The organism is Streptococcus parasanguinis (genome assembly GCF_001073155.1).
Lineage (GTDB): Bacteria > Bacillota > Bacilli > Lactobacillales > Streptococcaceae > Streptococcus > Streptococcus parasanguinis_D.
In genome coordinates, this window is record NZ_JVEE01000035.1 from 92,712 (window position 1) to 116,314 (window position 23,603).

General features: G+C 42.7%; 30 protein-coding genes and 1 riboswitch. Of the genes, 26 read left to right on the forward strand and 4 right to left on the reverse strand.

What is annotated here, in order from left to right:
• Window positions 1-54: 54 nt before the first annotated feature.
• The 6 genes from zapJ to greA all read left to right on the forward strand — a co-directional run bounded on the left by zapJ (window position 55) and on the right by greA (window position 5,198).
• Entirely contained in the window at window positions 55-705 is a 651-nt protein-coding gene (gene zapJ, locus ADH92_RS06055; RefSeq protein ID WP_003017389.1) for a divisome accessory protein ZapJ, read from the forward strand.
• A 9-nt stretch (window positions 706-714) separates the two neighbouring features.
• Window positions 715-2,049, forward strand: a complete 1,335-nt coding sequence (gene murC, locus ADH92_RS06060) for a UDP-N-acetylmuramate--L-alanine ligase (protein ID WP_003005130.1) — start codon at window positions 715-717, stop codon at window positions 2,047-2,049.
• A gap of 81 nt (window positions 2,050-2,130) precedes the next feature.
• On the forward strand, window positions 2,131-2,547 hold the full coding sequence (locus tag ADH92_RS06065) for a GNAT family N-acetyltransferase (protein ID WP_049497791.1): 417 nt from the start codon (window positions 2,131-2,133) through the stop codon (window positions 2,545-2,547).
• A gap of 12 nt (window positions 2,548-2,559) precedes the next feature.
• On the forward strand, window positions 2,560-3,069 hold the full coding sequence (locus ADH92_RS06070; protein WP_173018709.1) for a GNAT family N-acetyltransferase: 510 nt from the start codon (window positions 2,560-2,562) through the stop codon (window positions 3,067-3,069).
• A gap of 59 nt (window positions 3,070-3,128) precedes the next feature.
• The gene (gene mltG / locus ADH92_RS06075; protein WP_444465320.1) at window positions 3,129-4,658 is read left to right on the forward strand and encodes an endolytic transglycosylase MltG; all 1,530 of its coding nucleotides are present in this window, start codon (window positions 3,129-3,131) and stop codon (window positions 4,656-4,658) included.
• Window positions 4,659-4,715: 57 nt separating this feature from the next.
• Window positions 4,716-5,198, forward strand: a complete 483-nt coding sequence (gene greA / locus ADH92_RS06080; protein WP_049497793.1) for a transcription elongation factor GreA — start codon at window positions 4,716-4,718, stop codon at window positions 5,196-5,198.
• A 402-nt stretch (window positions 5,199-5,600) separates the two neighbouring features.
• Here the strand turns inward: greA and yidC are convergent, their stop codons facing one another.
• Both yidC and ADH92_RS06090 read right to left on the reverse strand, forming a co-directional pair.
• Window positions 5,601-6,518 carry a membrane protein insertase YidC gene (gene yidC, locus ADH92_RS06085; RefSeq protein ID WP_003008377.1) on the reverse strand — a complete coding sequence of 306 codons (918 nt, stop codon included), beginning with the start codon at window positions 6,516-6,518 and terminating at the stop codon, window positions 5,601-5,603.
• Between the two features lie 77 nt (window positions 6,519-6,595).
• Window positions 6,596-6,874 carry an acylphosphatase gene (locus tag ADH92_RS06090; RefSeq protein ID WP_049497794.1) on the reverse strand — a complete coding sequence of 93 codons (279 nt, stop codon included), beginning with the start codon at window positions 6,872-6,874 and terminating at the stop codon, window positions 6,596-6,598.
• A 73-nt stretch (window positions 6,875-6,947) separates the two neighbouring features.
• On the opposite strand from ADH92_RS06090, the gene ADH92_RS06095 reads away from it, so the two are divergent.
• From ADH92_RS06095 to yidD, 14 genes are all read left to right on the forward strand, one after another.
• Complete coding sequence (locus ADH92_RS06095; RefSeq protein WP_049497833.1) at window positions 6,948-7,694, forward strand: TrmH family RNA methyltransferase; 747 nt, start codon at window positions 6,948-6,950, stop codon at window positions 7,692-7,694.
• A gap of 82 nt (window positions 7,695-7,776) precedes the next feature.
• Entirely contained in the window at window positions 7,777-8,268 is a 492-nt protein-coding gene (locus ADH92_RS06100) for an HDIG domain-containing metalloprotein (RefSeq protein WP_049482905.1), read from the forward strand.
• A gap of 28 nt (window positions 8,269-8,296) precedes the next feature.
• A complete protein-coding gene (locus ADH92_RS06105; RefSeq protein WP_003008369.1) occupies window positions 8,297-8,983 on the forward strand; it encodes a Bax inhibitor-1/YccA family protein in 687 nt (228 codons plus the stop codon).
• Between the two features lie 95 nt (window positions 8,984-9,078).
• Window positions 9,079-10,329 (forward strand): diaminopimelate decarboxylase, encoded by a 1,251-nt coding sequence (locus tag ADH92_RS06110; protein WP_049497795.1) that lies wholly within the window; start codon window positions 9,079-9,081, stop codon window positions 10,327-10,329.
• Between the two features lie 55 nt (window positions 10,330-10,384).
• On the forward strand, window positions 10,385-10,630 hold the full coding sequence (locus tag ADH92_RS06115; RefSeq protein WP_003005109.1) for a YneF family protein: 246 nt from the start codon (window positions 10,385-10,387) through the stop codon (window positions 10,628-10,630).
• 77 nt (window positions 10,631-10,707) lie between these two features.
• The gene (gene racE / locus ADH92_RS06120; RefSeq protein ID WP_049497796.1) at window positions 10,708-11,502 is read left to right on the forward strand and encodes a glutamate racemase; all 795 of its coding nucleotides are present in this window, start codon (window positions 10,708-10,710) and stop codon (window positions 11,500-11,502) included.
• The gene (locus ADH92_RS06125; RefSeq protein WP_049497797.1) at window positions 11,499-12,479 is read left to right on the forward strand and encodes a nucleoside-triphosphate diphosphatase; all 981 of its coding nucleotides are present in this window, start codon (window positions 11,499-11,501) and stop codon (window positions 12,477-12,479) included. The genes racE and ADH92_RS06125 overlap by 4 nt, the downstream gene beginning before the upstream one ends.
• Complete coding sequence (locus ADH92_RS06130; RefSeq protein ID WP_049497798.1) at window positions 12,452-12,973, forward strand: metallophosphoesterase; 522 nt, start codon at window positions 12,452-12,454, stop codon at window positions 12,971-12,973. The genes ADH92_RS06125 and ADH92_RS06130 overlap by 28 nt, the downstream gene beginning before the upstream one ends.
• Window positions 12,970-13,431 carry a cyclic-di-AMP-binding protein CbpB gene (cbpB, locus tag ADH92_RS06135; protein ID WP_003008353.1) on the forward strand — a complete coding sequence of 154 codons (462 nt, stop codon included), beginning with the start codon at window positions 12,970-12,972 and terminating at the stop codon, window positions 13,429-13,431. The genes ADH92_RS06130 and cbpB overlap by 4 nt, the downstream gene beginning before the upstream one ends.
• A complete protein-coding gene (gene xerD, locus ADH92_RS06140) occupies window positions 13,428-14,159 on the forward strand; it encodes a site-specific tyrosine recombinase XerD (protein ID WP_049497799.1) in 732 nt (243 codons plus the stop codon). Before cbpB ends, xerD begins: the two co-directional genes overlap by 4 nt.
• Window positions 14,159-14,878 carry a segregation/condensation protein A gene (locus tag ADH92_RS06145; RefSeq protein WP_024055478.1) on the forward strand — a complete coding sequence of 240 codons (720 nt, stop codon included), beginning with the start codon at window positions 14,159-14,161 and terminating at the stop codon, window positions 14,876-14,878. The genes xerD and ADH92_RS06145 overlap by 1 nt, the downstream gene beginning before the upstream one ends.
• Window positions 14,862-15,431 (forward strand): SMC-Scp complex subunit ScpB, encoded by a 570-nt coding sequence (gene scpB, locus ADH92_RS06150; RefSeq protein WP_003017403.1) that lies wholly within the window; start codon window positions 14,862-14,864, stop codon window positions 15,429-15,431. The genes ADH92_RS06145 and scpB overlap by 17 nt, the downstream gene beginning before the upstream one ends.
• Window positions 15,421-16,152 (forward strand): pseudouridine synthase, encoded by a 732-nt coding sequence (locus ADH92_RS06155; RefSeq protein WP_003005375.1) that lies wholly within the window; start codon window positions 15,421-15,423, stop codon window positions 16,150-16,152. Before scpB ends, ADH92_RS06155 begins: the two co-directional genes overlap by 11 nt.
• Window positions 16,149-16,391 (forward strand): membrane protein insertion efficiency factor YidD, encoded by a 243-nt coding sequence (gene yidD / locus ADH92_RS06160; RefSeq protein WP_024056192.1) that lies wholly within the window; start codon window positions 16,149-16,151, stop codon window positions 16,389-16,391. The genes ADH92_RS06155 and yidD overlap by 4 nt, the downstream gene beginning before the upstream one ends.
• 75 nt (window positions 16,392-16,466) lie before the next feature.
• Here the strand turns inward: yidD and ADH92_RS06165 are convergent, their stop codons facing one another.
• The gene (locus ADH92_RS06165) at window positions 16,467-17,906 is read right to left on the reverse strand and encodes a TrkH family potassium uptake protein (RefSeq protein WP_049497800.1); all 1,440 of its coding nucleotides are present in this window, start codon (window positions 17,904-17,906) and stop codon (window positions 16,467-16,469) included.
• A 5-nt stretch (window positions 17,907-17,911) separates the two neighbouring features.
• The gene (trkA, locus tag ADH92_RS06170) at window positions 17,912-19,267 is read right to left on the reverse strand and encodes a Trk system potassium transporter TrkA (RefSeq protein ID WP_049497801.1); all 1,356 of its coding nucleotides are present in this window, start codon (window positions 19,265-19,267) and stop codon (window positions 17,912-17,914) included.
• 333 nt (window positions 19,268-19,600) lie between these two features.
• On the opposite strand from trkA, the gene trmL reads away from it, so the two are divergent.
• From trmL to ADH92_RS06200, 6 genes are all read left to right on the forward strand, one after another.
• Complete coding sequence (gene trmL, locus ADH92_RS06175; RefSeq protein ID WP_003008338.1) at window positions 19,601-20,143, forward strand: tRNA (uridine(34)/cytosine(34)/5-carboxymethylaminomethyluridine(34)-2'-O)-methyltransferase TrmL; 543 nt, start codon at window positions 19,601-19,603, stop codon at window positions 20,141-20,143.
• An 80-nt stretch (window positions 20,144-20,223) separates the two neighbouring features.
• Window positions 20,224-20,373: riboswitch (FMN riboswitch) on the forward strand.
• A 202-nt stretch (window positions 20,374-20,575) separates the two neighbouring features.
• Window positions 20,576-21,148, forward strand: a complete 573-nt coding sequence (locus tag ADH92_RS06180) for an ECF transporter S component (RefSeq protein ID WP_338322204.1) — start codon at window positions 20,576-20,578, stop codon at window positions 21,146-21,148.
• On the forward strand, window positions 21,138-21,788 hold the full coding sequence (locus tag ADH92_RS06185) for a phosphatase PAP2 family protein (RefSeq protein ID WP_049497803.1): 651 nt from the start codon (window positions 21,138-21,140) through the stop codon (window positions 21,786-21,788). The genes ADH92_RS06180 and ADH92_RS06185 overlap by 11 nt, the downstream gene beginning before the upstream one ends.
• 57 nt (window positions 21,789-21,845) lie before the next feature.
• A complete protein-coding gene (gene mnmL, locus ADH92_RS06190; RefSeq protein ID WP_080978975.1) occupies window positions 21,846-22,805 on the forward strand; it encodes a tRNA modification radical SAM protein MnmL/YtqA in 960 nt (319 codons plus the stop codon).
• The gene (mnmM, locus tag ADH92_RS06195; RefSeq protein ID WP_049497805.1) at window positions 22,789-23,346 is read left to right on the forward strand and encodes a tRNA 5-(aminomethyl)-2-thiouridylate-methyltransferase MnmM; all 558 of its coding nucleotides are present in this window, start codon (window positions 22,789-22,791) and stop codon (window positions 23,344-23,346) included. The genes mnmL and mnmM overlap by 17 nt, the downstream gene beginning before the upstream one ends.
• Window positions 23,339-23,593, forward strand: a complete 255-nt coding sequence (locus ADH92_RS06200; RefSeq protein WP_049497806.1) for a hypothetical protein — start codon at window positions 23,339-23,341, stop codon at window positions 23,591-23,593. The genes mnmM and ADH92_RS06200 overlap by 8 nt, the downstream gene beginning before the upstream one ends.
• Window positions 23,594-23,603: the final 10 nt, after the last annotated feature.

Here is a 23,603-nt window from a genome sequence, read left to right on the forward strand (position 1 = left end):
TTGAAAAATTCTGTGAATAGTTTATAATTAATGGAGTGTCGAAAGGAAGAAAGCATGACAGAAAAATATTTTCCTCAAGTAGGGGATAATGAGTTGATGTTAACAGAGATGCCCCACATGAACCTGTATGATGAAACAGACTTGATTAGTAACATTACAGGCGACTATGTGGATAAAAATTATTTGGAATGGCAACCGATTGCTGAAAATACCAAACCTAAGCATCCTTACCACCAACCATTAGAAGAGCCCCTACCGAAAAGACGGCCAGTAAGAAAACCTGATTTTAAAGAGCCGATTGATAAAAAAAGCCCAGCCAATCGTTATGCAGAGGAAGCGAGAGAGCGCGCTCGTGAAGATCTGAAAAAGAAACGCACAGCTCCCTATCTGACAACGGATCCAGCAGCTACTACAAGTAAACGGAAAAAACCATTTATTTCTGAACGAAAACCTGGTCAGCCAACGGCTCCCTTCCAAAAGGAAAATCCGGGTGAATTATTGAAATATAGCAAACGATTGCGACAAGATCAGTTGATCCTTGCAGAGTTCGAATCTGCAGGAGAACCAGAAGTGGCAGAACCGACTGAAAAGAAAAACAATTATGATTTCTTAAAGACTAGCCAAATATACAATAAAGATCAGCACAAGTTGAAACCACAGCCAATCAAACAAGAATTGGATTTAACCCATCTAGATCAAGAATAAGGAGAAAACATGTCTAATACATACCATTTTATTGGAATTAAAGGAGCAGGGATGAGTGCTTTAGCCCTCATGCTTCACCAAATGGGACATACGGTTCAAGGGTCAGATGTTGAGAAGTATTACTTTACGCAACGTGGCTTGGAACAAGCAGGAATTCAAATTTATCCATTTGATGTGAAAAATTTGGAAGGCGACAAGATCCTCATTGCCGGGAATGCTTTCCGTCCAGATAACAATGTGGAAATCGCTTATGCAGATGAGCATGGCCTAACTTATAAACGCTACCATGAATTCCTTGGTGAATTTATGCGTGACTTCGTCAGCATGGGAGTTGCCGGAGCACACGGGAAAACCTCAACAACAGGGATGCTTTCGCACGTCTTATCAAATATCACTGATACCAGTTATTTGATTGGTGACGGGACAGGTCGTGGCTCTGCAGCAGCCAAATACTTTGTATTTGAATCAGATGAGTATGAACGCCACTTTATGCCTTACCATCCTGAATACAGCATCATCACCAATATTGACTTCGACCATCCAGACTATTTTACGAGCTTAGAAGATGTCTTCAATGCCTTTAACGATTATGCCAAACAAATCAGCAAAGGCCTCTTCATCTACGGAGAAGACAAAGAATTGCGTCGGATTACCTCATCAGCACCAATTTATTACTATGGTTTTGATAAGGAGACGAACGATTTTGTAGCAAGCAACTTGCTTCGCTCAACGACAGGTTCAACCTTCAACGTTCATTTCCGTGGAGAAGATTTGGGGCAATTCCATATCCCAACATTTGGTCGTCACAACATCATGAATGCTACAGCAGTCATTGGTTTGCTTTACATTGCAGGATTTGATTTAGATTTAGTCCGCGAGCATTTGAAGACCTTTGCTGGAGTGAAACGTCGCTTCACTGAAAAAGTAGTCAATGGAACAGTGATAATCGATGACTTTGCGCACCATCCAACGGAAATTATTGCAACCTTGGATGCGGCCCGTCAAAAATACCCAAGTAAAGAGATTGTGGCCATTTTCCAACCACATACCTTTACACGGACCATTGCCTTGTTAGATGAATTTGCAGAAGCCTTGAATCAAGCAGATGCTGTTTACTTGGCACAGATCTATGGCTCTGCGCGTGAAGTCGATCACGGCGATGTGAAAGTTGAAGATTTGGAAGCAAAAATTGTCAAACGCTCAGCGATTATTACAGCTGAGAATGTTTCTCCTCTTCTTGACCATGATAATGCAGTCTATGTCTTTATGGGAGCAGGAGATATTCAAACCTATGAATACTCATTTGAGCGTTTATTATCTAGTTTGACACATAGTGTACAATAAGAGATGATTGAGTCTGGAATCTTTTGGTTCCAGACTCAAATTTATCTGTCCACTGAAGGAGTATGAGATGAGGAAAGCAGGATGATGATTCGATCAATCACCCCAGCTGATCAAGAACAGCTGGGCTTGCTAGAAGAAGAACTTCATGACAATGAAGGAAAGAAGCACAAGGCCACTCTTGAGGAAGCTCTAGGTTCGAAGGAAGCCATTTCTTTGCTTGCAGAGCAGGCGGGGAATGCTGTGGCTTACTTGTTGGCGACAGAAGACCAGCCTTTAAAAGGAAACCTAATCGTATTGCGACTAGCAGTGAGACCAGCCTTTCAAGGTCAAGGCTATGGTTCTATTTTGATCGCTGCTTTAAAGGATCTAGCTGTTCAACAGGAAAAGAAAGCCATTTGGATCGATTGCCCAGAAGACTTACTATCTTATTTTCCCCAGCAAGGATTTCGGGATGAAGCTGAGTCTGATCGAGGAGTCCATATGGTTTGGGAACGATAGAAGGAGTAAATGATGAAAGAAAAGATTCACATTAGACAGGCAGAGCTGCAGGATTTGGATGCCATCGAGCGTATTGAGCTTGAGAATTTCTCAGAAGAAGAAGCGATTGCGCGTGAGATTTTAAAAGATCACATCGAAAAGATTCAAACGACATTTCTTGTAGCAGAGTGCCAAGGTCAGATTTTAGGGTATTTAGAAGGACCTGTTAGACCGGAGCGCTATTTGATCGATTCCTCTTTTTCAGAGGTTGAAGATCTAAGCCATCTAGAACAGGGCTTTATTTCTATTACGAGTCTATCTATTGCTAAAGAAGCCCAAGGGCTAGGGGTTGGAACCCTCTTGCTTGAGGCAATGAAAGAGATTGCGGTGAAAGATAATCGTCAAGGGATCAATTTGACCTGTCATGATTATTTGATTCCTTATTACGAAAAGCAAGGATTTACCAATGAAGGCCGGTCAGAATCCCAATATGCGGGTGAAGTTTGGTACAATCTAGTCTGGGAAAACGAAAACCTTGATTAAATAGGTATTTTGAAGAAGAAGGGCGATTTGTATTGCTTTTCTAAATCTTTTAAGATATAATATTAAGGATTATGATGAGGGAGGTCAATTATTTGACTGATAAATCACAAGACAGTGAGAAGTTATTAAGCTTCAAAGAGCAGATCCTCAGAGACTTAGAAGAGGCCAATGAGCAACTTCTAAAGATCGAAAAAGAGTATGATCTACCTGATCGAAGCATTGAAACCCCTTCTTCACTGAAAGAGGAGGAAGAAGCAACACCACCTCCAAAAGTAGAAGAATCTGCGTCGGCTCCCAAAGAAGAACCAGCGGAGCCGGTAAAGGCGACTCCTGCTGTGGAAGAAAAGAGTGAGCTTACAAAGCCTGCTCCAAAAGAACCAAGTCAGGAACCGGTAGAGGAAAGCTTATCGCGCTCTTCTCGTAACCAGCGCCAACAAAAACAAAAGAAACAAAATAAAATCGCTAAACGAATTGTGCGGACAGTGGTTAGCCTTTTGCTGATTGTGATCGTGGCTACAGGGATCTTTGCTGTGACCTATATCCATTCAGCTGTCAAGCCGATGGATAAAAATGCAACAGAATTCGTTACGGTTGAGATTCCAGCAGGTTCAAGTAATCGTGAGATTGGCGCGATCCTTGAGAAAAAAGGACTCGTGAAAAATGGCCAGTTCTTTAACTACTATACCAAGTTCAAGAACTATAGCAATTTCAAATCCGGTTATTTCAACCTGCAAAAGAGCATGGATCTAGAAACCATCATCCAAAAACTGCAAGAAGAGGGAACCAAAACTCCTCAGGCTCCAGTTCTTGGAAAGGTCACGATTCCAGAAGGCTATACGATCGATCAGATTGCGACGGCTATCACCGCCGATGTCTCCACTAAGAAGGCAGGCAAGACTCCATTCAAGAAAGAAGATTTCTTGAAGGCTGTGCAAGACGATGCCTTTATTGAGAAGATGGTGGCCAAATATCCTAAGCTCTTGGCGAATCTGCCAAGTAAGGATTCTGGTGTTCGCTACCGTTTAGAAGGTTATCTCTTCCCAGCTACTTATAACTATGGGAAAGATACCACAGTGAAAGAGATGATCGATCAGATGCTGGCGGCAATGGATCAAAACTTAAGCCCATACTATGAAACACTTGAGAGCAAGAACATCAATGTAAACGAAGTATTGACTCTTGCTTCCTTGGTGGAAAAAGAAGGGGCGACGGATCAGGACCGAAAAGATATCGCGAGTGTCTTCTATAACCGCTTGAACCAAGATATGCCTTTGCAAAGTAATATTGCAATTCTTTATGCAGAAGGGAAACTTGGTCAAAAGACGACCTTAAAAGAAGATGCAACGATCGATACAGAGCTGGATTCACCTTATAATATTTATAAGAATACCGGTTTGATGCCTGGTCCAGTGGATAACCCTGGAGTATCAGCGATCGAAGCGGCGGTGAACCCAAGTAAGACCGATTACTTGTATTTTGTCGCAAATGTCGAAAATGGTGAAGTTTTCTTCGCTAAGACATACGAAGAACACAATAAAAATGTTGAAGAACATGTCAATAGTAAATTGACACAAGCAAGTTCAAACTAGAAAAAGCATGTGGCGCGTCCACAGCTTTTTCATTCAAATAATAGAAAGAGAAGAATAATGGCAGAAAAAACATACCCAATGACCCTAGCAGAAAAAGAAAAATTGGAACAAGAATTAGAAGAATTGAAATTGGTCCGTCGACCTGAAGTGGTAGAACGGATTAAGATCGCTCGATCATATGGTGACCTCTCAGAAAACTCTGAGTATGAAGCAGCAAAAGATGAACAAGCTTTTGTTGAAGGTCAAATCTCTAGCTTGGAAACAAAAATCCGTTATGCAGAAATCGTTGATAGTGATGCTGTTGCAGTAGACGAAGTAGCGATCGGAAAAACCGTTACAGTTCAAGAAGTTGGCGAAACAGATGAAGAAGTATACAGCATCGTTGGTTCAGCAGGGGCAGATGCCTTTGCAGGAAAGATCTCTAACGAAAGCCCAATCGGTCACGCTTTGATTGGTAAGAAGACAGGTGACGTTGTCACTGTTGAGACACCAGCTGGAAGCTACCAAGTGAAAATTTTGAAGGTAGAAAAAACAGCGTAAATATAAAATGCAAGCACTCCAAGAGGGCTTGTTTCAGATTAAAGACAAAGAAACTTTCCTTAAGTGAGTATGGACGTCAGCGAACTTCCACGAAGTTCCATGACTTAGTTTTGAACCTAAGGTTTCAAAACTCCCCTAGTGCCTGAAACAATTATGTTTCAGGCACTTTTCTCACGGCGGAAAGTTTCAGTATCTGCTGTATGAACCTAATAGTTTATATCATTTTATTTTTTAACATTACTTAGGTTAAAGCAGGCTCTCCTAGAGGTCCTGTTTTTTTGTGCTCTTACTCCTCTTGCGAGAGTGAAAATTCTTCCTTGACTGACTGAACAATATCAAAAAAGCACTTGAACTAAAAGGTTCAAGTGCTGCTCTATTTTCGCTAGAATTTAGTAGTTTGTACTACTTTCTATTGCGTTGTTTCCCTGCATTGCGGTTGTTTTTTGGTTTGTGTTGGATTTGAGTCGTCGCAGTTGGTGTGACATCTTTTTTCACGCGGTGACTAGTCGCTTTTGGAGGATTGTTTTTGTATTCCTCAGCGACCCGTTTGCGAAGATTTGGACGAATCAAGTAGTTGATGACAAATTGTTGGATAATCTGGATGACCCCACCGACTACCCAGTAAAGAGTCACTCCGGCTGAAGAGATCAATGAGAAGACACCGATCATAATCGGGCTCATCAGTGATGCTTTACGCATGCTTTCCTTTTGGGTTTCATCTTCAATTCCATGAAGAGAGAGCATACTTTGGATATAGTAGAGAACTGCTACGATAGCCGTCAAGAGCAAGCTTGGTTTGCCAAGAGCAATGCCAAGGAAGCTACTATCTGCTACCCCTTTGGTGTGTTGAGCTGCAAAGAAGAGAGCAGAGAAGAATGGCATTTGGATCAAGAGCGGCAAACACCCAACTCCACCAAACATGCTAACCCCATTTTCACGTTGAGCAGCCATTAATTCCTGTTGTGCCAATAACTTTTCTTCTTGTGTACTAGCGTTCTTCATGCGCTCTTGGATTGGCCCAAGAATAGGTTTTAAGTAGTTCATCTTTTCAGATTGGTAGGTTGCCTTCCATGATTGGTACAAACCAAGTGGCAAGATGATTAACCGCACGATCAAGGTGACGATAATAATCCCGATCCCAAAGCCCAAGCCAAGGTTGTTGGCAAAGAATTTGATGGCTTCGCCCATCGGACGACCAAGAAGATTCCAGATCAATCCAGTCGGATTTCCAGTTTTCCGATCGACACTCACGCATCCTGATAAGAAGACAAGCGAAGCTAGTCCCATCGATGCAAGTAATGCAAGTTTATTTTTTTTCACAAATAGTTCCTTCTTTTTTTTAATGTTACCTTTCTATTCTACTGTTTTTTTTGAAAATACACAATAGTTCTCTAGTCTTAATTTGCAATTTTGAAGTCTGAATAGTTTTCAAAGTTTGCGAGCGTAACATCTAAATAAGTTACATGTGCAAAAGGCGTAGGACCTTTGCGAATTTCTTGAATGAATTTGGCCATTTGGCTACTAGACTCTGCCTGGGCCAGAATGCCAACCGTTCCGTCGTCATTATTCCAGACACGGCCAGTAATCCCACCGATCTCTAAAGCAAGACTGTAGACTCCCCAGCGAAAGCCAACCCCTTGAACCCGTCCTTGGGCAATCATTTTTACCTTTTGCATGTGCGACCTCCTTGACTCGAAGAAATCTATCTGAGGCATGATTTCTTCTTTTTCTTTGTGCTATAATAGTTCTATGAATATTATAACGTCTAAATCCAATAATGTAATCAAAAATGCTAAAAAATTACATCAAAAAAAATACCGGACAGATTCTTATCTCATTGAAGGCTGGCATCTGTTTGAAGAGGCAGTAGAAAATCATGCGAAGATTCGGCAGGTCTTTGTTTTAGAAGCCTATTTAGATCGGGTAGAGAACATCCAAAAAGTCACCGTCGTGACTCCGGAGATCTTAAGTCTCTTGGCAGATTCGAAGACTCCGCAAGGGATTGTCGCAGTGATCGCTCTAGAGCAGCCAGAACTTCCGGATCAGCTACAAGGGCGCTTCCTCTATTTGGAGGATGTACAGGATCCTGGTAATGTAGGGACGATGATTCGAACAGCAGATGCAGCAGGCTTTGATGGCGTTATGCTATCGAAAGCCTCCGCAGATCTATACAGTCTCAAGACCCTTCGATCCATGCAGGGCAGTCATTTCCATATTCCTATCTGGAAACTGGATCGAGAAGAACTATTGGAACGAGCTGCGCACTCTCATCTAGCAGTTCTCGCAACGACGCTTTCAGAAGTTTCCATTGACTACCGTCAGCTTCCTCAGATCGATCAGTTTATCCTGGTGATGGGGAATGAAGGAAATGGCATCAGCCAAGAAATGGCGGCACAAGCAGACCAGCTGGTTCATATTCCCATGCCAGGTCGGGCAGAGAGTTTGAATGTTGCAGTAGCAGCAGGAATTTTGATGTTTTCTTTAAGGGAATTTTGAGAAAAAGAAGTATACTTAACCTGTAAGAAGAAGTTGATGGAGATCTTATTGGGAGAGCTTATCAAGGAAAGGTGGTTATCTTATGCAATATCATCGTGACAAAGAATACATGACCTATGTAGGCCATCTGATCCAGCATCCGAAGGTTCAAAAATTAGCCGACATTCCCCACCATATTCATTCCAATCGCTTGGAGCATTCCATTCATGTTAGCTATACCAGTTATAAACTGGCTAAAAAATTTGGTTGGGATGCCAAAAGTACGGCTCGGGGTGGCCTCTTGCACGACCTCTTTTATTATGATTGGCGCGAGACCAAGTTTACCAAGAGTCATGCCTGGATCCATCCCCGCATTGCCGTGAGAAATGCGCGAAAGATCACAGATCTCAATGCCAAGGAAGAAGACATCATTATTAAACACATGTGGGGAGCTACCCTTGCTCCGCCTCGCTACAAAGAATCCTTCGTAGTGACGATGGTGGATAAATACTGGGCTGTTAAGGAAGCTTCAGAACCTTGGCGTAAAAAGATGGCCAAAAAGAGATTTTTTCATCGAAAAATGTTAAAATCGTAGTAAACAAATTTGAAAGGAACTTGTTTATATGTATAATGATTCAGTAATCCAAGAACAAAGTGGATTGAATGCTTTTTATAACAAAATCTACTCATTAGTTGGGATCGGTGTAGGGATTTCAGCCCTTGTATCTGGTCTTATGATGACAGTCTTTCAAGATTTCTTCGTTCAAATCTTGACAACAGCACCAATGGTTTACTATGCAGCAGTGGTTGTAGAATTGATCTTGGTCTTTGTTGCAAGTGGGAAGGCTGTTAAAAATAGCCCGTCTGCTCTTCCGATCTTCTTGATCTACTCAGCTTTGAATGGCTTTACCTTGAGCTTTATCATTGCTCGCTACATGCAAGCGACGGTCTATAAGGCTTTCTTGGTCAGTGCCTTGATGTTTATTGTCATGGGAGCTATCGGACGCGTCGTGAAAAAAGACTTGTCTGGAATGGGACGTGCCTTGATGGGAGTCTTGATCGGTGTGATCATCGCCTCTGTTGTGAACATGTTCTTGAGAAGTTCTGGAATGGACTATATCTTGAGTATTATCTCTGTCTTCCTCTTTGCAGGATTGACAGCTTGGGATAACCAAAAGATTCGCTATGTCTATGATCAAACAAATGGTCAACCTGCTACAGGCTGGGCAGTAGCGATGGCTTTGGAACTTTATCTTGATTTTATCAACCTCTTTATCAGCCTTCTTCGTATCTTCGGAAGAAACGACTAATCAAAGAGAGATTGAGCTGGGGCAGTTGCCTCGGCTTTTTTTGTCTTCCGACTTGTGCTATACTAATAGTGACTAAAGAATAGAAATGAGCGCTTATGAAAACACCTTTTGTAACCCGTGAACAATTAGAAAGTCTGACCCAAGAATTTCCTACCCCTTTCCATCTCTATGATGAAGCAGGAATTCGTGAAACGGCTCGTGCCCTCCATCAAGCTTTTGCTTGGAATGAAGGCTTTAAGGAATACTTTGCCATCAAGGCGACTCCTAACCCATCGATCCTAAAAATTTTGCAAGAAGAGGGCTGTGGTGTCGACACTGCCAGCTACGTGGAATTGTTAATGGCGGATAAACTGGGCTTTAGTGGAAAAGAGATCATGTTTTCTTCTAACAATACGCCAGCTGATGAATTTGTCTATGCGAGAGAATTAGGGGCAACGATCAATCTGGACGCCTATGAAGACATTGCTTTCTTGAAGTCTGTGACTAGCATCCCTAAGGTCATTTCTTGCCGCTATAATCCTGGTGGAGTTTTTGAACTGGGAACCGATATTATGGACAATCCGGAAGAAGCTAAGTTTGGCATGACCAAGGAGCAATTGATCCAAGCCTTTATCGAGTTGAAAGAACTGGGTGTGGAAGAGTTTGGCATTCACGCTTTATTAGCTTCTAATACTGTATCCAACGACTACTATCCAGAGTTAGCGCGTCAACTTTTTGAATTAGCAGTAGAAGTCGTCGAGAAAACAGGTGTCCACTTGGGCTTCATCAACCTCTCTGGTGGAGTTGGGATCAATTACAAGCCAGAGCAAGAACCAAATGATATTGCCATTATTGGGGAGGGTGTGCATCGTATTTTTGATGCGATTCTCAAACCGGCAGGACTTGGTCATGTGAAAATCTATACCGAGCTTGGTCGCTTTATGCTGGCTTCACACGGCCTCCTGGTAACCAGAGTCACTCATAAAAAGAAAACCTACCGGACCTATGTGGGTGTCGATGCTTCAGCTGTGAATCTTCTTAGACCGGCTATGTACGGTGCTTATCACCATATCACCAATATGGATCGTCCAGAGGGACCGACTGAAGTGGTCGATGTCGTGGGAAGTCTCTGTGAAAATAACGATAAATTTGCCAAACAACGAGAACTACCCGTGACGGAGATTGGAGATTTGCTCGTGATTCATGACACTGGAGCCCATGGATTTTCAATGGGCTATCAGTACAATGCCAAGTTGCGTTCGGCAGAAGTTTTGCTTCAAGAAGATGGGCAAGCCCGTTTGATTCGTCGAGCAGAAAAACCAGAAGATTATCTTGCGACACTCTACGGCTTTGACATTGAAAAATAAGCGATTGTCTGATATAATGATAGTTATGTAAAAATAATGGATCGGAGAAAATTTTATGAATCTCTTTTTAGGAATTTTGTTGATTATTTTAGCTTTCTTTGGTGGGATGGTTGCAGGAATGTTCTTGCTTCGTCGTCAATTTGAAAAAGAATTTGCATCAAACCCACGTTTGAATGTTGAAGCAGTCCGTACGCTTTTAGGTGCCAGCGGCCAACGTCCAAGCGAAGCAAAAGTTCAACAAGTCTATCGCCAAATTGTGAACCAACAAAAATCAGCAATGGCGAAAAACAAGAAAAAATAAGAGTGGGGCAATCTCACGATAATAAATGAGAGGGGCTTGGAGGAATTTCTTAGTCCCTCCTTTTGGAAGGAAGAGATATGGATAACCGACCGATTGGTTTTTTAGATTCTGGAGTAGGGGGCCTAACTGTTGTCCGCGAATTGCTCCGTCAGCTTCCTCACGAAGATGTCGTCTATATTGGAGATTCAGCGCGTGCACCTTATGGTCCTAGACCAGCAGACCAAATTCGCGAGTATACTTGGCAGATGGTGAACTTCCTTCTGACCAAAAATGTCAAGATGATTGTCTTAGCCTGTAATACAGCGACGGCAGTTGTTTGGGAAGAAGTCAAAGAGAAACTTGATATTCCCGTTTTAGGAGTGATTTTGCCCGGAGCTTCGGCAGCCATTAAATCGACGACCCATCAAAAAATTGGGGTCATTGGGACACCGATGACGGTTTCTTCTGGAATTTATAAAGAGAAGATTCAAAGTCTGTCACCAGACATGGAAGTCAGCAGTTTAGCTTGTCCCAAGTTTGTTCCTTTAGTGGAATCAAACGAGTTGGCATCCAGTGTGACCAAAAAGGTGGTTTACGAAACCCTAAAACCACTAGTTGGAAAGGTTGATACCTTAGTCTTGGGATGCACCCATTATCCCCTTTTAAAACCGATCATTCAAAATGTGATGGGACCGGATGTCAAATTGATTGATAGTGGGGCAGAGTGTGTTCGGGATATTTCCGTTTTATTAAACTATTTTGAGCTCAATAAGAGTCGCGAACTCTTAGAGCAGACCCACCGCTTTTATACCACTGCAAATGCCAATAGCTTTGCAGCGATTGCCGAAAAATGGCTAGAACGTTCAGTGAATGTGGAGCACATAAATTTATGAGTGACAAACTATTTGAATACAAAGATCCCCAAGATTGGTATATTGCCCAATGGGGAGAAGATGCAGACTACAACCAATTTAGTCAAGTTCCTGCGGAAGCTTCCACTCTGTTAGACCAGCTGGAACTTCTCTTTGCAAAGGATCCTGAAGGATTCCCTCTCAATCTATCGGTGATGCGCTATGGTTCAGCCTTCCGTTTTCTGACCTTTTTGACCGAAATCTTAAACGAGGTCAAGGGAAGAAATTTTGAAATTGTCCAGCGTCAAGGTGCCTTGCTCTTGGTTGAAAAAGGGAAATTGCTTTACTTGCATTTGCCAAGTGATGGAGTGGATTTGGAAGCCTTCTTGGGTCAAGACAAGGTCAAAGATACGATTCTCATTGCGACTCGAAATGAGGGAAAAACCAAAGAATTCCGTAATATGTTTGAAAAGCTGGGCTTTGAAGTGGAAAATCTCAATCAATACCCAGAGCTTCCAGAAGTCGAAGAGACAGGGATGACCTTTGAAGAGAATGCCCGCCTAAAAGCTGAAACCATTGCAGAGCTAACTGGGAAAACAGTCTTAGCAGATGATTCAGGTTTGAAGGTAGATATCTTGGGAGGCTTACCAGGAGTTTGGTCAGCTCGCTTTGCGGGAGTTGGTGCGACAGATGCAGAAAACAATGCGAAATTGTTGCACGAATTGGCTATGGTTTTTGACTTGAAAGATCGTTCAGCCCAGTTCCATACGACCTTGGTAGTTGCAAGACCGGGCAAGGAAAGCCTAGTGGTGGAAGCAGATTGGCCAGGGTATATTAATTTTGAGCCCAAAGGGGAATACGGCTTTGGCTATGACCCTCTCTTCTTAGTTGGGGAAACGGGCCGTGCTGCTGCTGAATTAACGCTAGAAGAAAAAAATACACAATCACATCGTGCTTTAGCTGTTAAAAAGTTATTGGAGGTATTTCCATCATGGCAAAGCAAACAATCATCGTTATGAGTGACTCGCATGGAGACCGCTCCATTGTTGAAGCTATTAAAGAAAAATACCTAGGTCAGGTCGATGGGATCTTTCACAATGGGGATTCTGAATTGAAAAGTGACGATCCTGTCTGGGAAGGGATCCACGTTGTCCAAGGGAATATGGATTTTTATGATGGCTTTCCGGAACGCTTGGTGACCCAACTAGGGCCAACACGGATCATCCAGACCCACGGACATCTCTTCCAGATCAATTTTAGTTTTCAAAAATTGGATCTGTGGGCCCAAGAGGAGGAAGCAGATATCTGTCTATACGGCCATCTTCATATCCCAGATGCTTGGAAGGAAGGAAGAACCCTCTTTGTGAATCCTGGATCCATTAGCCAACCTCGTGGTCTGATTCGCGAGTGTTTGTATGCCAAGATAGAGATTACCGATTCGAACTTCAAGGTAGAGTATTATACGCGAGATCATGAATTGTACCCTGAATTGACAAAGGAGTTTAGCAGATGATAGCAAAGGAATTTGAACGTTTCTTGTTGGCGCAGGAAGAGACGTTCTTAACTCCTGCCAAAAATTTAGCGGTCTTGATTGATACCCACAATGTAGACCATGCGGTTTTGCTGTTGAGCCAGATTAGCTATAGTCGCATCCCGGTAGTGACGGATGAACGCAAGTTTGTGGGGACGATCTCCCTAACGGATATTCTATCTTATCAATTGAAACACGAGATTCCTGAGGAGACTTTTGCTTCGATGGATATCGTAGACGTTGCAAAGAAGGAGGTTGGGGTCATCGGCTTAGACTTCAATTTGACAGAAGTCCTTCACAAGTTGGTAGATGACTCCTTCTTATCGGTGGTGGATGAAGAAGGTTATTTCCAAGGGATTATTACGCGGAAATCGATCCTCAAAGCCATCAATTCGCTCATGCATAATTTTTCAAATGAATACGAGATGATTCCAAAATGAAAGAATTTATTGCAAGTTTTATTGATCAAAAAGAACTAAGTGAAAATTCTCAGTCAGCCTATTTCTATGATTTGGACCAATTTATTGAATCAATTCATGGAAAAGTGACACCGACAAATTTGAGAATTTACCAAGCTTCGATTAAAGATTTTAAACCGGCGGTTCAAAAACGGAAATTATCCGCTGTTAACCAATTTTTATATTATTTGTATCAAGAACGCTTTATTTCTGAATACCATCGTTTGGTCTTGCCTAAAATTCAACCGGCCAAAACCCATGATCGTGAATTATTGAATCTGACCCATTTTTGGGAAGAATCAACTAACCCACAGGGACGCTTGATGGCCTTATTGATTCTGGAGATGGGCTTATTGCCAAGTGAGATCCTCCAAGTCAAGGTCGAAGATATTCAGCTGGACTTTCATGTCATTCGAGTGGGCAAAGATGGCCAAAAACGGGTTTTAAAAGTTCCAGATCCTTTACTGGAAGAGTTGCAACTCTTCCTCGATGGTGTCTATCTCTTTGATAATAAAGGAAAATCTTACTCCCGTCAGTGGGGATTCCGACAATTAGAAGCCTTCTTGATCGAAAAAGGCAACCAAGACCTTTCGGCGCAATCAATTCGTGAGCAGTATATTTTGAAACAACGGGAACTCGGTGTGGATCTCTTTAGTATTGCGCGTGAATTGGGCCTAAAAACCATGGTGACATTAGAAAAATATAAATAATGGATATTAAAATTAAAGATTTTGAAGGACCTTTGGACCTCTTGCTCCACTTGGTCTCTAAATACCAGATGGATATCTATGAGGTCCCCTTGATTGAGGTGATCGAACAGTATCTGGCTTATTTGGCGACTCTCCAGGCTATGAAACTAGAGGTGGCAGGGGAATACATGCTGATGGCTAGTCAACTAACCCTGATCAAGAGTCGAAGACTTCTTCCTAAGGTCGCAGAGGAGATGGATGAAGCAGAGGATCTAGAGCAGGACCTCCTTTCTCAATTGGAAGAGTACCGTACTTACAAGCAATTAGGAGAGTTGATGGCCTCGCAGCACGAGGAGCGCGCCCTCTATTATTCGAAACCGAAGATGGAATTGGTCTATGACGATACCGAATTACTTCATGATCGCACCACGGTGGATCTCTTCTTGGCTTTCTCAAAACTATTGACCAAGAAAAAAGAAGAATTCCGCCAGAACCATACAACCATTGTAAAGGATGAATACAAGATTGAGGATCTGATGGACCAGCTGCGTCACCGATTCCACGATCGTTCACAAGTTCTCTTGCAGGACTTGTTTCTAGAAGCAGCGGATCTCCAAGAGGTCATTACCCTATTTCTTGCAACCCTTGAATTGATCAAGATTCAAGAGGTCACAGTGGTACAGGATAGGGCTTTTGGAGAAATTTACTTAAATAGGATTGAACATGAGCAAATTAGCTGAAATTGAAGCACTCTTATTTGTAGCGGGTGAAGAAGGAATTACTGCCAGACAAATCGCAGATCTTCTCTCTTTACCCCCAACAGGTGTGGTGCAAAGTTTAGAAAAATTGGCCCAAAAATACCAGGAGGATACAGATACGAGTCTGTGTTTAATGGAGACAGCTTCCCGTTATAAATTGGTGACAAAGGCAGACTATGCTTCGGTTTTACGAGACTATTCTAGAACGCCTATGAACCAAAGTTTGTCTCGGGCTGCCCTTGAAACCTTGTCAATCATTGCTTATAAGCAACCGATCACCCGCGTGGAAGTTGATGATATTCGAGGCGTCAATTCCAGTGGTGCCATTACCAAACTACTATCATTTGATCTGATCCGCGAAGATGGGAAAAAAGAAGTCCTCGGGCGTCCTAATTTGTATGTCACGACGGAGTATTTTTTGGATTATATGGGGATCAATCATTTGGAGGAATTGCCAAAGGTTGAGGAAGTGGACATCGATCCAGAAGAGGGTCAATTATTTTCAGAGAGAACAGAGGAACTAGATGAGAATTAACAAATATATTGCCCATGCAGGCGTGGCTAGTCGTCGCAAGGCCGAAGAACTGATCAAGCAAGGCCTGGTGACGGTCAATGGCCAAGTTGTGCGTGAATTAGCGACCATCATTAAAACCGGTGATCAGGTTGAAGTAGAAGGGACTCCAATCTATAACGAAGAAAAGGTCTACTATCTATTAAACAAGCCACGTGGCGTCATCTCTAGTGTATCGGATGATAAAGGACGGACAACAGTCGTTGACCTTTTATCTCAAGTGCCAGAGCGTATCTACCCAGTGGGACGTTTGGACTGGGATACATCTGGTGTCTTGATTTTGACCAATGATGGTGATTTTACAGATGAGATGATTCACCCGCGCAATGAAATTGATAAGGTCTATGTGGCGCGTGTCAAAGGGATTGCCAATAAGGAAAACTTGCGTCCCTTGACGCGAGGGGTGACCATTGATGGAAAGAAAACCAAGCCAGCGACTTATGAGATCTTAAAAGTGGATGTCGAAAAGAACCGTTCAGTGGTTCAGTTGACCATTCATGAAGGGCGTAACCACCAGGTTAAAAAGATGTTTGAAGCTGTGGGACTTTTAGTGGATAAACTCTCCCGGACCCAGTTTGGAAATTTGGACGTCTCAGGGCTACGTCCGGGTGAATACCGTCGCTTGAACAAAAAAGAAATCAGCCAGTTGCACAATCTAGCAGTGACTAAATCTAAAAAAGCATGAAAACAATCCTGATTGCGCTGGTCAGAGGCTATCAAAAATGGATCTCTCCCCTATTTCCGCCTTCTTGTCGCTTTCAACCGACCTGTTCCAATTATATGATCCAAGCGATTGAACGTTTTGGTGTGAAAGGTGTCTTGATGGGGATTGCAAGGATCTTACGATGCCATCCTGGAAGCCAGGCGGGGCCAGATCCCTTGCCAGACCACTTTAGTCTGAAGCGAAATGAAGAATCAAAATAGGATGATCGCAAATAAACAGAAACACCCTTAGAAATTATTTTTCTAAGGGTGTTGATTTTGTACAAGAGTTGTCTATCAGCGTTTAGACCATGTTTTAGGGAGGAAGAGAAGAATCATTGGATAGATTTCAAGCCGTCCGGAAATCATGGCTAAGGAAAGCAACAGTTTTGAAATCGGACTAAAGATGGAGAAGGTTTGACCTGTTCCAATCATAGGTCCAATGTTGTTGAAACAACTAAAGACAGCGCTGACAACCGTCATGAAGTTATTATTGTCTAGACTGACTACAAAGAGCAGACCGATCGTGATAAAACTGTATATTGTAAAGTACTTGAGGATCTGATGCTGTGTATCCTTATCCAATACCGTATCATTGACATGCAAGGTCAGAACGCGATTCGGAGACAAGGTCGAAAGAACCTGATTTTTTGCGATTCGCCATAAGGTCAAGCACCGAATGACTTTAAGCCCCCCAGCGGTCGATCCAGCAGAACCACCGATGACCATCAGCATTAAGAGGATAAACTGAGAAAAGAGAGGCCATTTTTCCGTCGTTCCATAACCAAAACCGGTAGTGGTGATGATATTGGAAACTTGGAAGAAGGAAATCTCAAAACTCTTAGCGACATTGGCATAGAGATGAAGGACATTGTAAGCGATCAAGACACTGGACACGAGGACGATGGTGATATAGGTCCGCAATTCCTCGTCTTTAAAGAAGGCCTTGAATTTTCGGATCATGAGGAAGTAGTAGAGGTTAAAGTTAACCCCGAAGACTAAAACCCCGATACTGACTAAATAGGTGATCAAACTACTATTGTAGTGGGCGATCCCATCGTTAAAAACGGTAAAGCCCCCAGTCCCAGCCGTCCCCATGGCGATGACAAAACTATCATAAAGGGGCATGCCGGCAAGGAAATAAAGAACCACAAAGAGGAAGAACAAGCCCAAGTACAAGAAGTAGAGGATTTGAGCTGTGTTTTTTAATTTGGAAACGACCTTTCCAAAAACTGGACCAGGAACTTCCGCCTTCATGACTTCGAGGTGGCTGTTCTTGTTATTGTCCATAATGGCAAGGGCGAAGACCAATACTCCCATCCCACCGATCAAGTGGGTGAAACTGCGCCAAAAGAGGAGGGAGTGGCTGAGGACACCCACATCATCTAAAATCGTTGCCCCTGTTGTTGTAAAGCCGGAGCTGACTTCAAAGAAGGCATCGATAATGTTGGGGATTTGTCCCGAAAAGACAAAGGGAAGGGCACCAAAGAAGGACCAGAGAATCCAACAGAGTGCTACAATCAGGACTCCTTCTTTAGCATAAATGTGAAAGTCCTTTGGTTTGTGAAAACTACCAAGTAGCCCCAGCCCAAGTAAGATGGCCATGGTTGCCCCAATAGAGACAAAGACCTTGGCAGGTTCCTGATAGATCGTAGCGACGACTAAGGGAACGATCAGGAGAGCTGCCTCGATTAAGAGGAGCTTGGACAAGAGGTAACGAATCATGCTTCTATTCATCAGGCTTACCTCTCAAGTAGATCGTAGATTTTAGTGACATTTTGAATCAAGGTGGTTACGATAATCCGATCTCCTACCATCAAACGGTCATCTCCATTAGGGAAAATCGCCTTACCATCTCGAATAATGGCAGCGATTAAGACGCCTTTTTTCAATTTCAATTCAGAGAGGGGATATTGGGTTAGTTTATTGTCTTCCTTAATTTGGAACTGCAAGGTTTCAATCCGACCGTTTGCGACATGGTGCAGGGCTTCTAGGTTTGAGAACTGTGCATTGTAACGTCCGCGAATAAAGTGCATAATAGTGTCTACGGCAATGCGTTTTGGCGTAACGATACTGGTCATATCCTGATCGCCAATGATCTCCAACAGACTGGTTCGATTGACCTTGGTAATGTTCTTTTTGACGCCGACAGAATCCAAGAACATGGAGGTGATGATGTTTTCTTCATCGACCCCTGTCAAAGTAGCCACAGCATCGAAGTTATTGGCACTCTCTTCTAAAAGAATGTCTTTGGCAGTTCCGTCTCCATGGACGACATAGAGATCAGGAAATTCCTGGCTAAAGAATTCCGCTCGTTCACGATTGACTTCTAAAACCTTGAGATCGATCTTGCGGCGTACATCTTGAAGAATATTGAGTAGGTAATAGGCAATTTTCCCAGCACCAATGATCATCATGCTTTTAATGACCTGAGGGCGAACATTGTTGTGGAAGAGAACGACCTCGATCCGGTTACCTGTTACGAAAATCTTGTCTTGAGGTTGCAAGACAAAATCTCCGTTTGGAATGGTGAGTTCGTTGCCACGCTCGATTGCGCAAACAATGACATTTCCGTATTTCTTCCGGAATTGGGAGAGGCTCATATTGCAGAGATTGCTATCTGGCTTGATCTTAAATTCCATCAAGGCTACCCGACCATTGGCAAAATGCTCCACAGAAAGCGCATTTGGGAAATCGATAATATTGGCAATATAACGTGCTGTCAGCAATTCCGGATTGACAACCAGGGAGAAGCCCAAGATATTTTTTTCCTTGAAGTAGGAATTGGAATATTCCGGATTCCGCACCCGAACGATGGTCTCTTTGGCTCCCATTTTTTTAGCCAAAACTGCAGAGACCATATTAACCTCGTCGTACTCGGTCATGGAAATGAAGATGTCGCAGTCTTCAACATCCGCCTGCTCCAAGATCTTGAAATTTGCCCCATTTCCTAAAATTCCAATGATATCAAACCGTTTGGTAATATGGTTAAGAACGGATTCGTCTTTTTCGATCAAAATAACATCGTGGTTTTCAGCAACGAGAGAACGACAAAGGGCCGTTCCGACCTTTCCTCCACCAACAACAATAATTTTCATAGAATACCTCCAGAGTATGCTTCTATCATACTCTATTTTCAAGAAAAATTCATCTTTTTTAAGGATTTTCTGGTGGAATTTTGAGAAGCTAAGTACAAGTAGGAAGAATCGTCAAAAGAGTAGAACGAGGAGGGATTGAAAACTTTGATAAAGTTTCTTAAAAAAATCTAAAAAAACTATTGACAGGAGCTTCAAAAGTGTTATACTTAGAAAGTACCTTCGTTGATTTACCTCAAACCTGTTGTGAGTTAAGTTAATGAAGCTGTAACCACGCTGTTTGCTGAGCTTGACTCCGGGCAGTGTGGCTATTTTTTTATCAGAAAGAGATCGAGTATGAATATTGAAGAACTGGACTACCAAGAGTCAGCTGCTCAAAACCACATCGTCTTGTTCCAACCTCAGATTCCACAAAATACGGGAAATATTGCACGGACTTGTGCGGCGACCAATTCCCCCTTGCATATCATTCGCCCTATGGCTTTTCCGATCGATGATCGCAAAATGAAGCGAGCAGGACTCGATTATTGGGACAAGCTGGATGTCCGTTTTTATGATAGCTTGGAAGAGTTTATGGAAGCGGCGCGCGACGGTCAGGTGCACCTAGTGTCCAAGTTTGCAAATCAGACCTATTCGGACGTTTCTTATCAGGATGGGAAGTCCCATTATTTCTTGTTTGGACGCGAGGATAAAGGATTGCCGGAAGATTTTATGCGCCAGCACGAAGAGAAGGCCATTCGCATTCCGATGAATGATGAGCATGTCCGTAGTTTAAATGTCTCCAATACCGTCTGCATGATTGTCTATGAGGCTCTCCGCCAGCAAGGTTTTAAGGGGCTGGAGTTGAGCCATCGTTATGAACACGACAAGCTCAAATAGCCGATGAAAACTAAAAAACCGAACGATGTAATCTATAAAGTTACAAAACTTGCCTTAGCAAGTTTTTTTTGTTATGATTAAGAAGTCTTCAGGGCAGGGTGTAATTCCCGACCGGCGGTGACTTTTACTAGGAAATGTTCTTTTCCATACTCTTAAAGAAGTCCGCGAGCGCAAGCTGATGTGGTGTGACTCCACAACCGACAGTATAGTCTGGATGGGAGAAGACGAGAGACGAATAGACTGACAGCTATTCTGATCTGTTTAGAGCTGATGCATGGAAATGGAACGTTAGGGACTAAGACTGACTAACGGCATGTTTCGATGGAGACCAGCTAAAGTAACTAGAATATTTTCTAGTTTAAGCTTTGTTTAAATAGTTTAGAGTAGAATGATGGGGTAGACGTCTTTCCAGCTTCTCTAATTTTTAAAAAATTGGAGGAACCTGTTATGACAAATACACGTAAACTGACCCTAGTGGCTGTTTTATCCGCTTTATCTTTTATTTTGATGTTCTATCAATTTTCTTTTTTGATAGATTTCTTCAAAATTGATTTGAGTATTATCGCCATTATGTTGGCCTTGGTCCTGTTGGATTTTAAAAGTGCCGTTTGGGTAACCTTGATCCGATCTGTTCTTAAGTTAGCCCTTAATAATAAGGGGCTTGAAACCTTGATCGGATTACCAATCAATATCATTGGAGTTCTTGTTTTTGTTCTTGCTTTTGCATGGATTTGGAACAAAGAACGCACCCATGGTCGATTTGTCCTGGCAACGATTGTTGGAACGATCAGCTTGAGTATCACGATGGTATTGGTAAACTATGTCTATGCAATCCCTTTGTATGCTCGTTTTATGAACTATGATATTTCGAAAACACTAGGGCTTATCCACTATTTAGCAGCAATGGTTGCACCGTTTAACCTGATCGAAGGGGTGATTTGGGCCATCGCATTTGGGTTGATCTATACCTTATTGCAACCGATTTTGAAAAAATATGAAAAATAAACAACAACATTGGGCGAAGGCAAGCTTCGCCCTTCTCATTTTTGTCATTCTTGGGTATGTGATTCGCTTTTACCCGCAACAATTAACAGGCTTTGATAGCACGATTCAATCTGCTATTCGAGGCGAACTGCCTGCAACACTGACGGCCTTCTTCACCAAGGTGACCCACGTCATGGATACCAAGATCATTGTCATCTGGGTAGGTCTTTTGCTGGCGGTCTTTGCCTATAAGAAATGGTACAGTGAAGCTCTTTTTCTAGGGAGCAATCTGGTATTGACGGGTCTTTTAGTTCTTCTTCTAAAGAATATCTACCAGAGACCGAGACCAAGTATTCTTCATCTAGTAGAGGAAAAAGGCTTTTCTTTCCCGAGTGGTCATTCACTGGCGTCTACCCTTGTTTTGGGAAGTTTGATCATTATAATCGGCCAACATGTAAAAAATAAAACAGCCTGCTATTGCCTTCAAGGCTTGCTGGTTCTGGGAATCGTGACCATTGTGGTTTCCCGCGTTTATGTCGGGGTCCACTATCCATCAGACGTTCTTGGCAGTATGATTTTGGGCCTTGCTGTCTTACAGTTTGAGTATCCCTTGTATGATCGCTTGCGATTTCAATGGCGCTTTACAGGCAAGCAAAAATAAGCATCTAACAACTAGGAGTTGAACTCGCGTTTTGAGTTCGACTCTTTTTTTGCTATAATGAAGGGTATGAAATCCTACAATACTTTGAATGATTATTATCGAACCTTATTTGGAGAAAAGACCTTTAAAGTCCCTATTGATGCAGGCTTTGATTGTCCCAATCGAGACGGAACAGTCGCCCATGGTGGCTGTACTTTTTGTACGGTCTCGGGTTCAGGAGATGCCATTGTGGCCCCAGAAGCTCCGATTCGAGAACAATTTTACAAAGAGATTGACTTTATGCATCGGAAATGGCCAGATGTGAAGAAGTACTTAGTCTATTTTCAAAATTTCACCAATACCCACGATAAAGTGGAAGTCATTCGAGAGCGGTATGAACAGGCCATCAATGAACCAGGAGTGGTAGGAATCAACATTGGTACGCGTCCGGACTGTTTACCAGCTGAGACCTTGGCCTACCTAGCAGAGCTGACAGAGCGCATGCATGTGACGATTGAGTTGGGTCTTCAGACGACTTATGAAGCGACTTCTGAATTGATCAATCGTGCCCATAGTTATGATCTTTATGTTGGAACAGTCAAGCGTATTCGCAAACAGGTGCCTAAGGCTGAGATCGTCTCTCATCTGATTAATGGTCTACCTGGGGAGACGCATGAGATGATGGTGGAAAATGTTCGCCGTTGTGTGACTGATAATGAGATTGATGGCATCAAGTTGCACCTCTTGCATTTGATGACCAATACACGGATGCAACGGGACTATCATGAAGGACGACTTCAACTCATGAGCCAGGAGGAGTATGTCAAGGTCATCTGTGACCAGTTGGAAATCATCCCCAAACACATTGTCATCCACCGGATTACGGGAGACGCCCCACGGGATATGTTGATTGGCCCTATGTGGAGCCTCAACAAATGGGAAGTCCTAAACGCTATTGAAACTGAAATGCGTCGGCGTGGAAGTACCCAAGGATGTAAGCTAGAAGAAAAGGAGACTGCCGATGCTTCGACCACTTGAAATGGCCCATCAATTTTTAGCAGAAGTCATCACCAAAGAAGATGTGGTGGTGGATGCGACCATGGGAAATGGACATGATACAGCTTTTTTAGCCCAACGAGCAGGCCAGGTCTATGCCTTTGATATTCAAGAGCAAGCACTTGTAAATACCCAAGAAAGATTGAAAAAGTTGGGTCTTCAACATGTCCGGTTGATTTTGGATGGTCACCAGCATGTGGACCAATATGTGGAGACCCTCAAAGCAGCTATTTTTAATCTGGGTTATCTGCCATCTGCGGATAAATCGGTCATTACTCTTCCGGCTACTACGATTGAAGCGATGGAAAAAATCTGTGCTCGCCTAGAAAAAGGTGGGCGAATTGCTATTATGATCTATTATGGTCATGAGGGAGGAGACATCGAGCGTGATGCAGTGTTAGACTTTGTCAGTCAGCTCCCTCAAAAAGACTATACAGTGACCATCTACCGGACACTGAATCAAGTGAATCAGCCACCGTTTTTGGTCATGATCGAAAAATTAGAAAGCTACCGTCATGGATAAAGAATATTTAAAGAATAAAATCGAAGGATTGAGACATGATTTTGTCGAATCAACCATCCACGAGCGTGCAATAGGTTTTTATGATGAAGCCCATATGACCAAAAAGATGCTCAAAATAAAAAAGAAATTGGTTTCGCTTGAGATGGAACGGTGCCAAAAGAAGATTGAGCACAAGGATGTAACCAAGACAGACCAAAAGATTGCGGAGTTAAAACAGCAATTTGAGACCTGCTGCCAAGAACGCTAAGGAGGGAGTG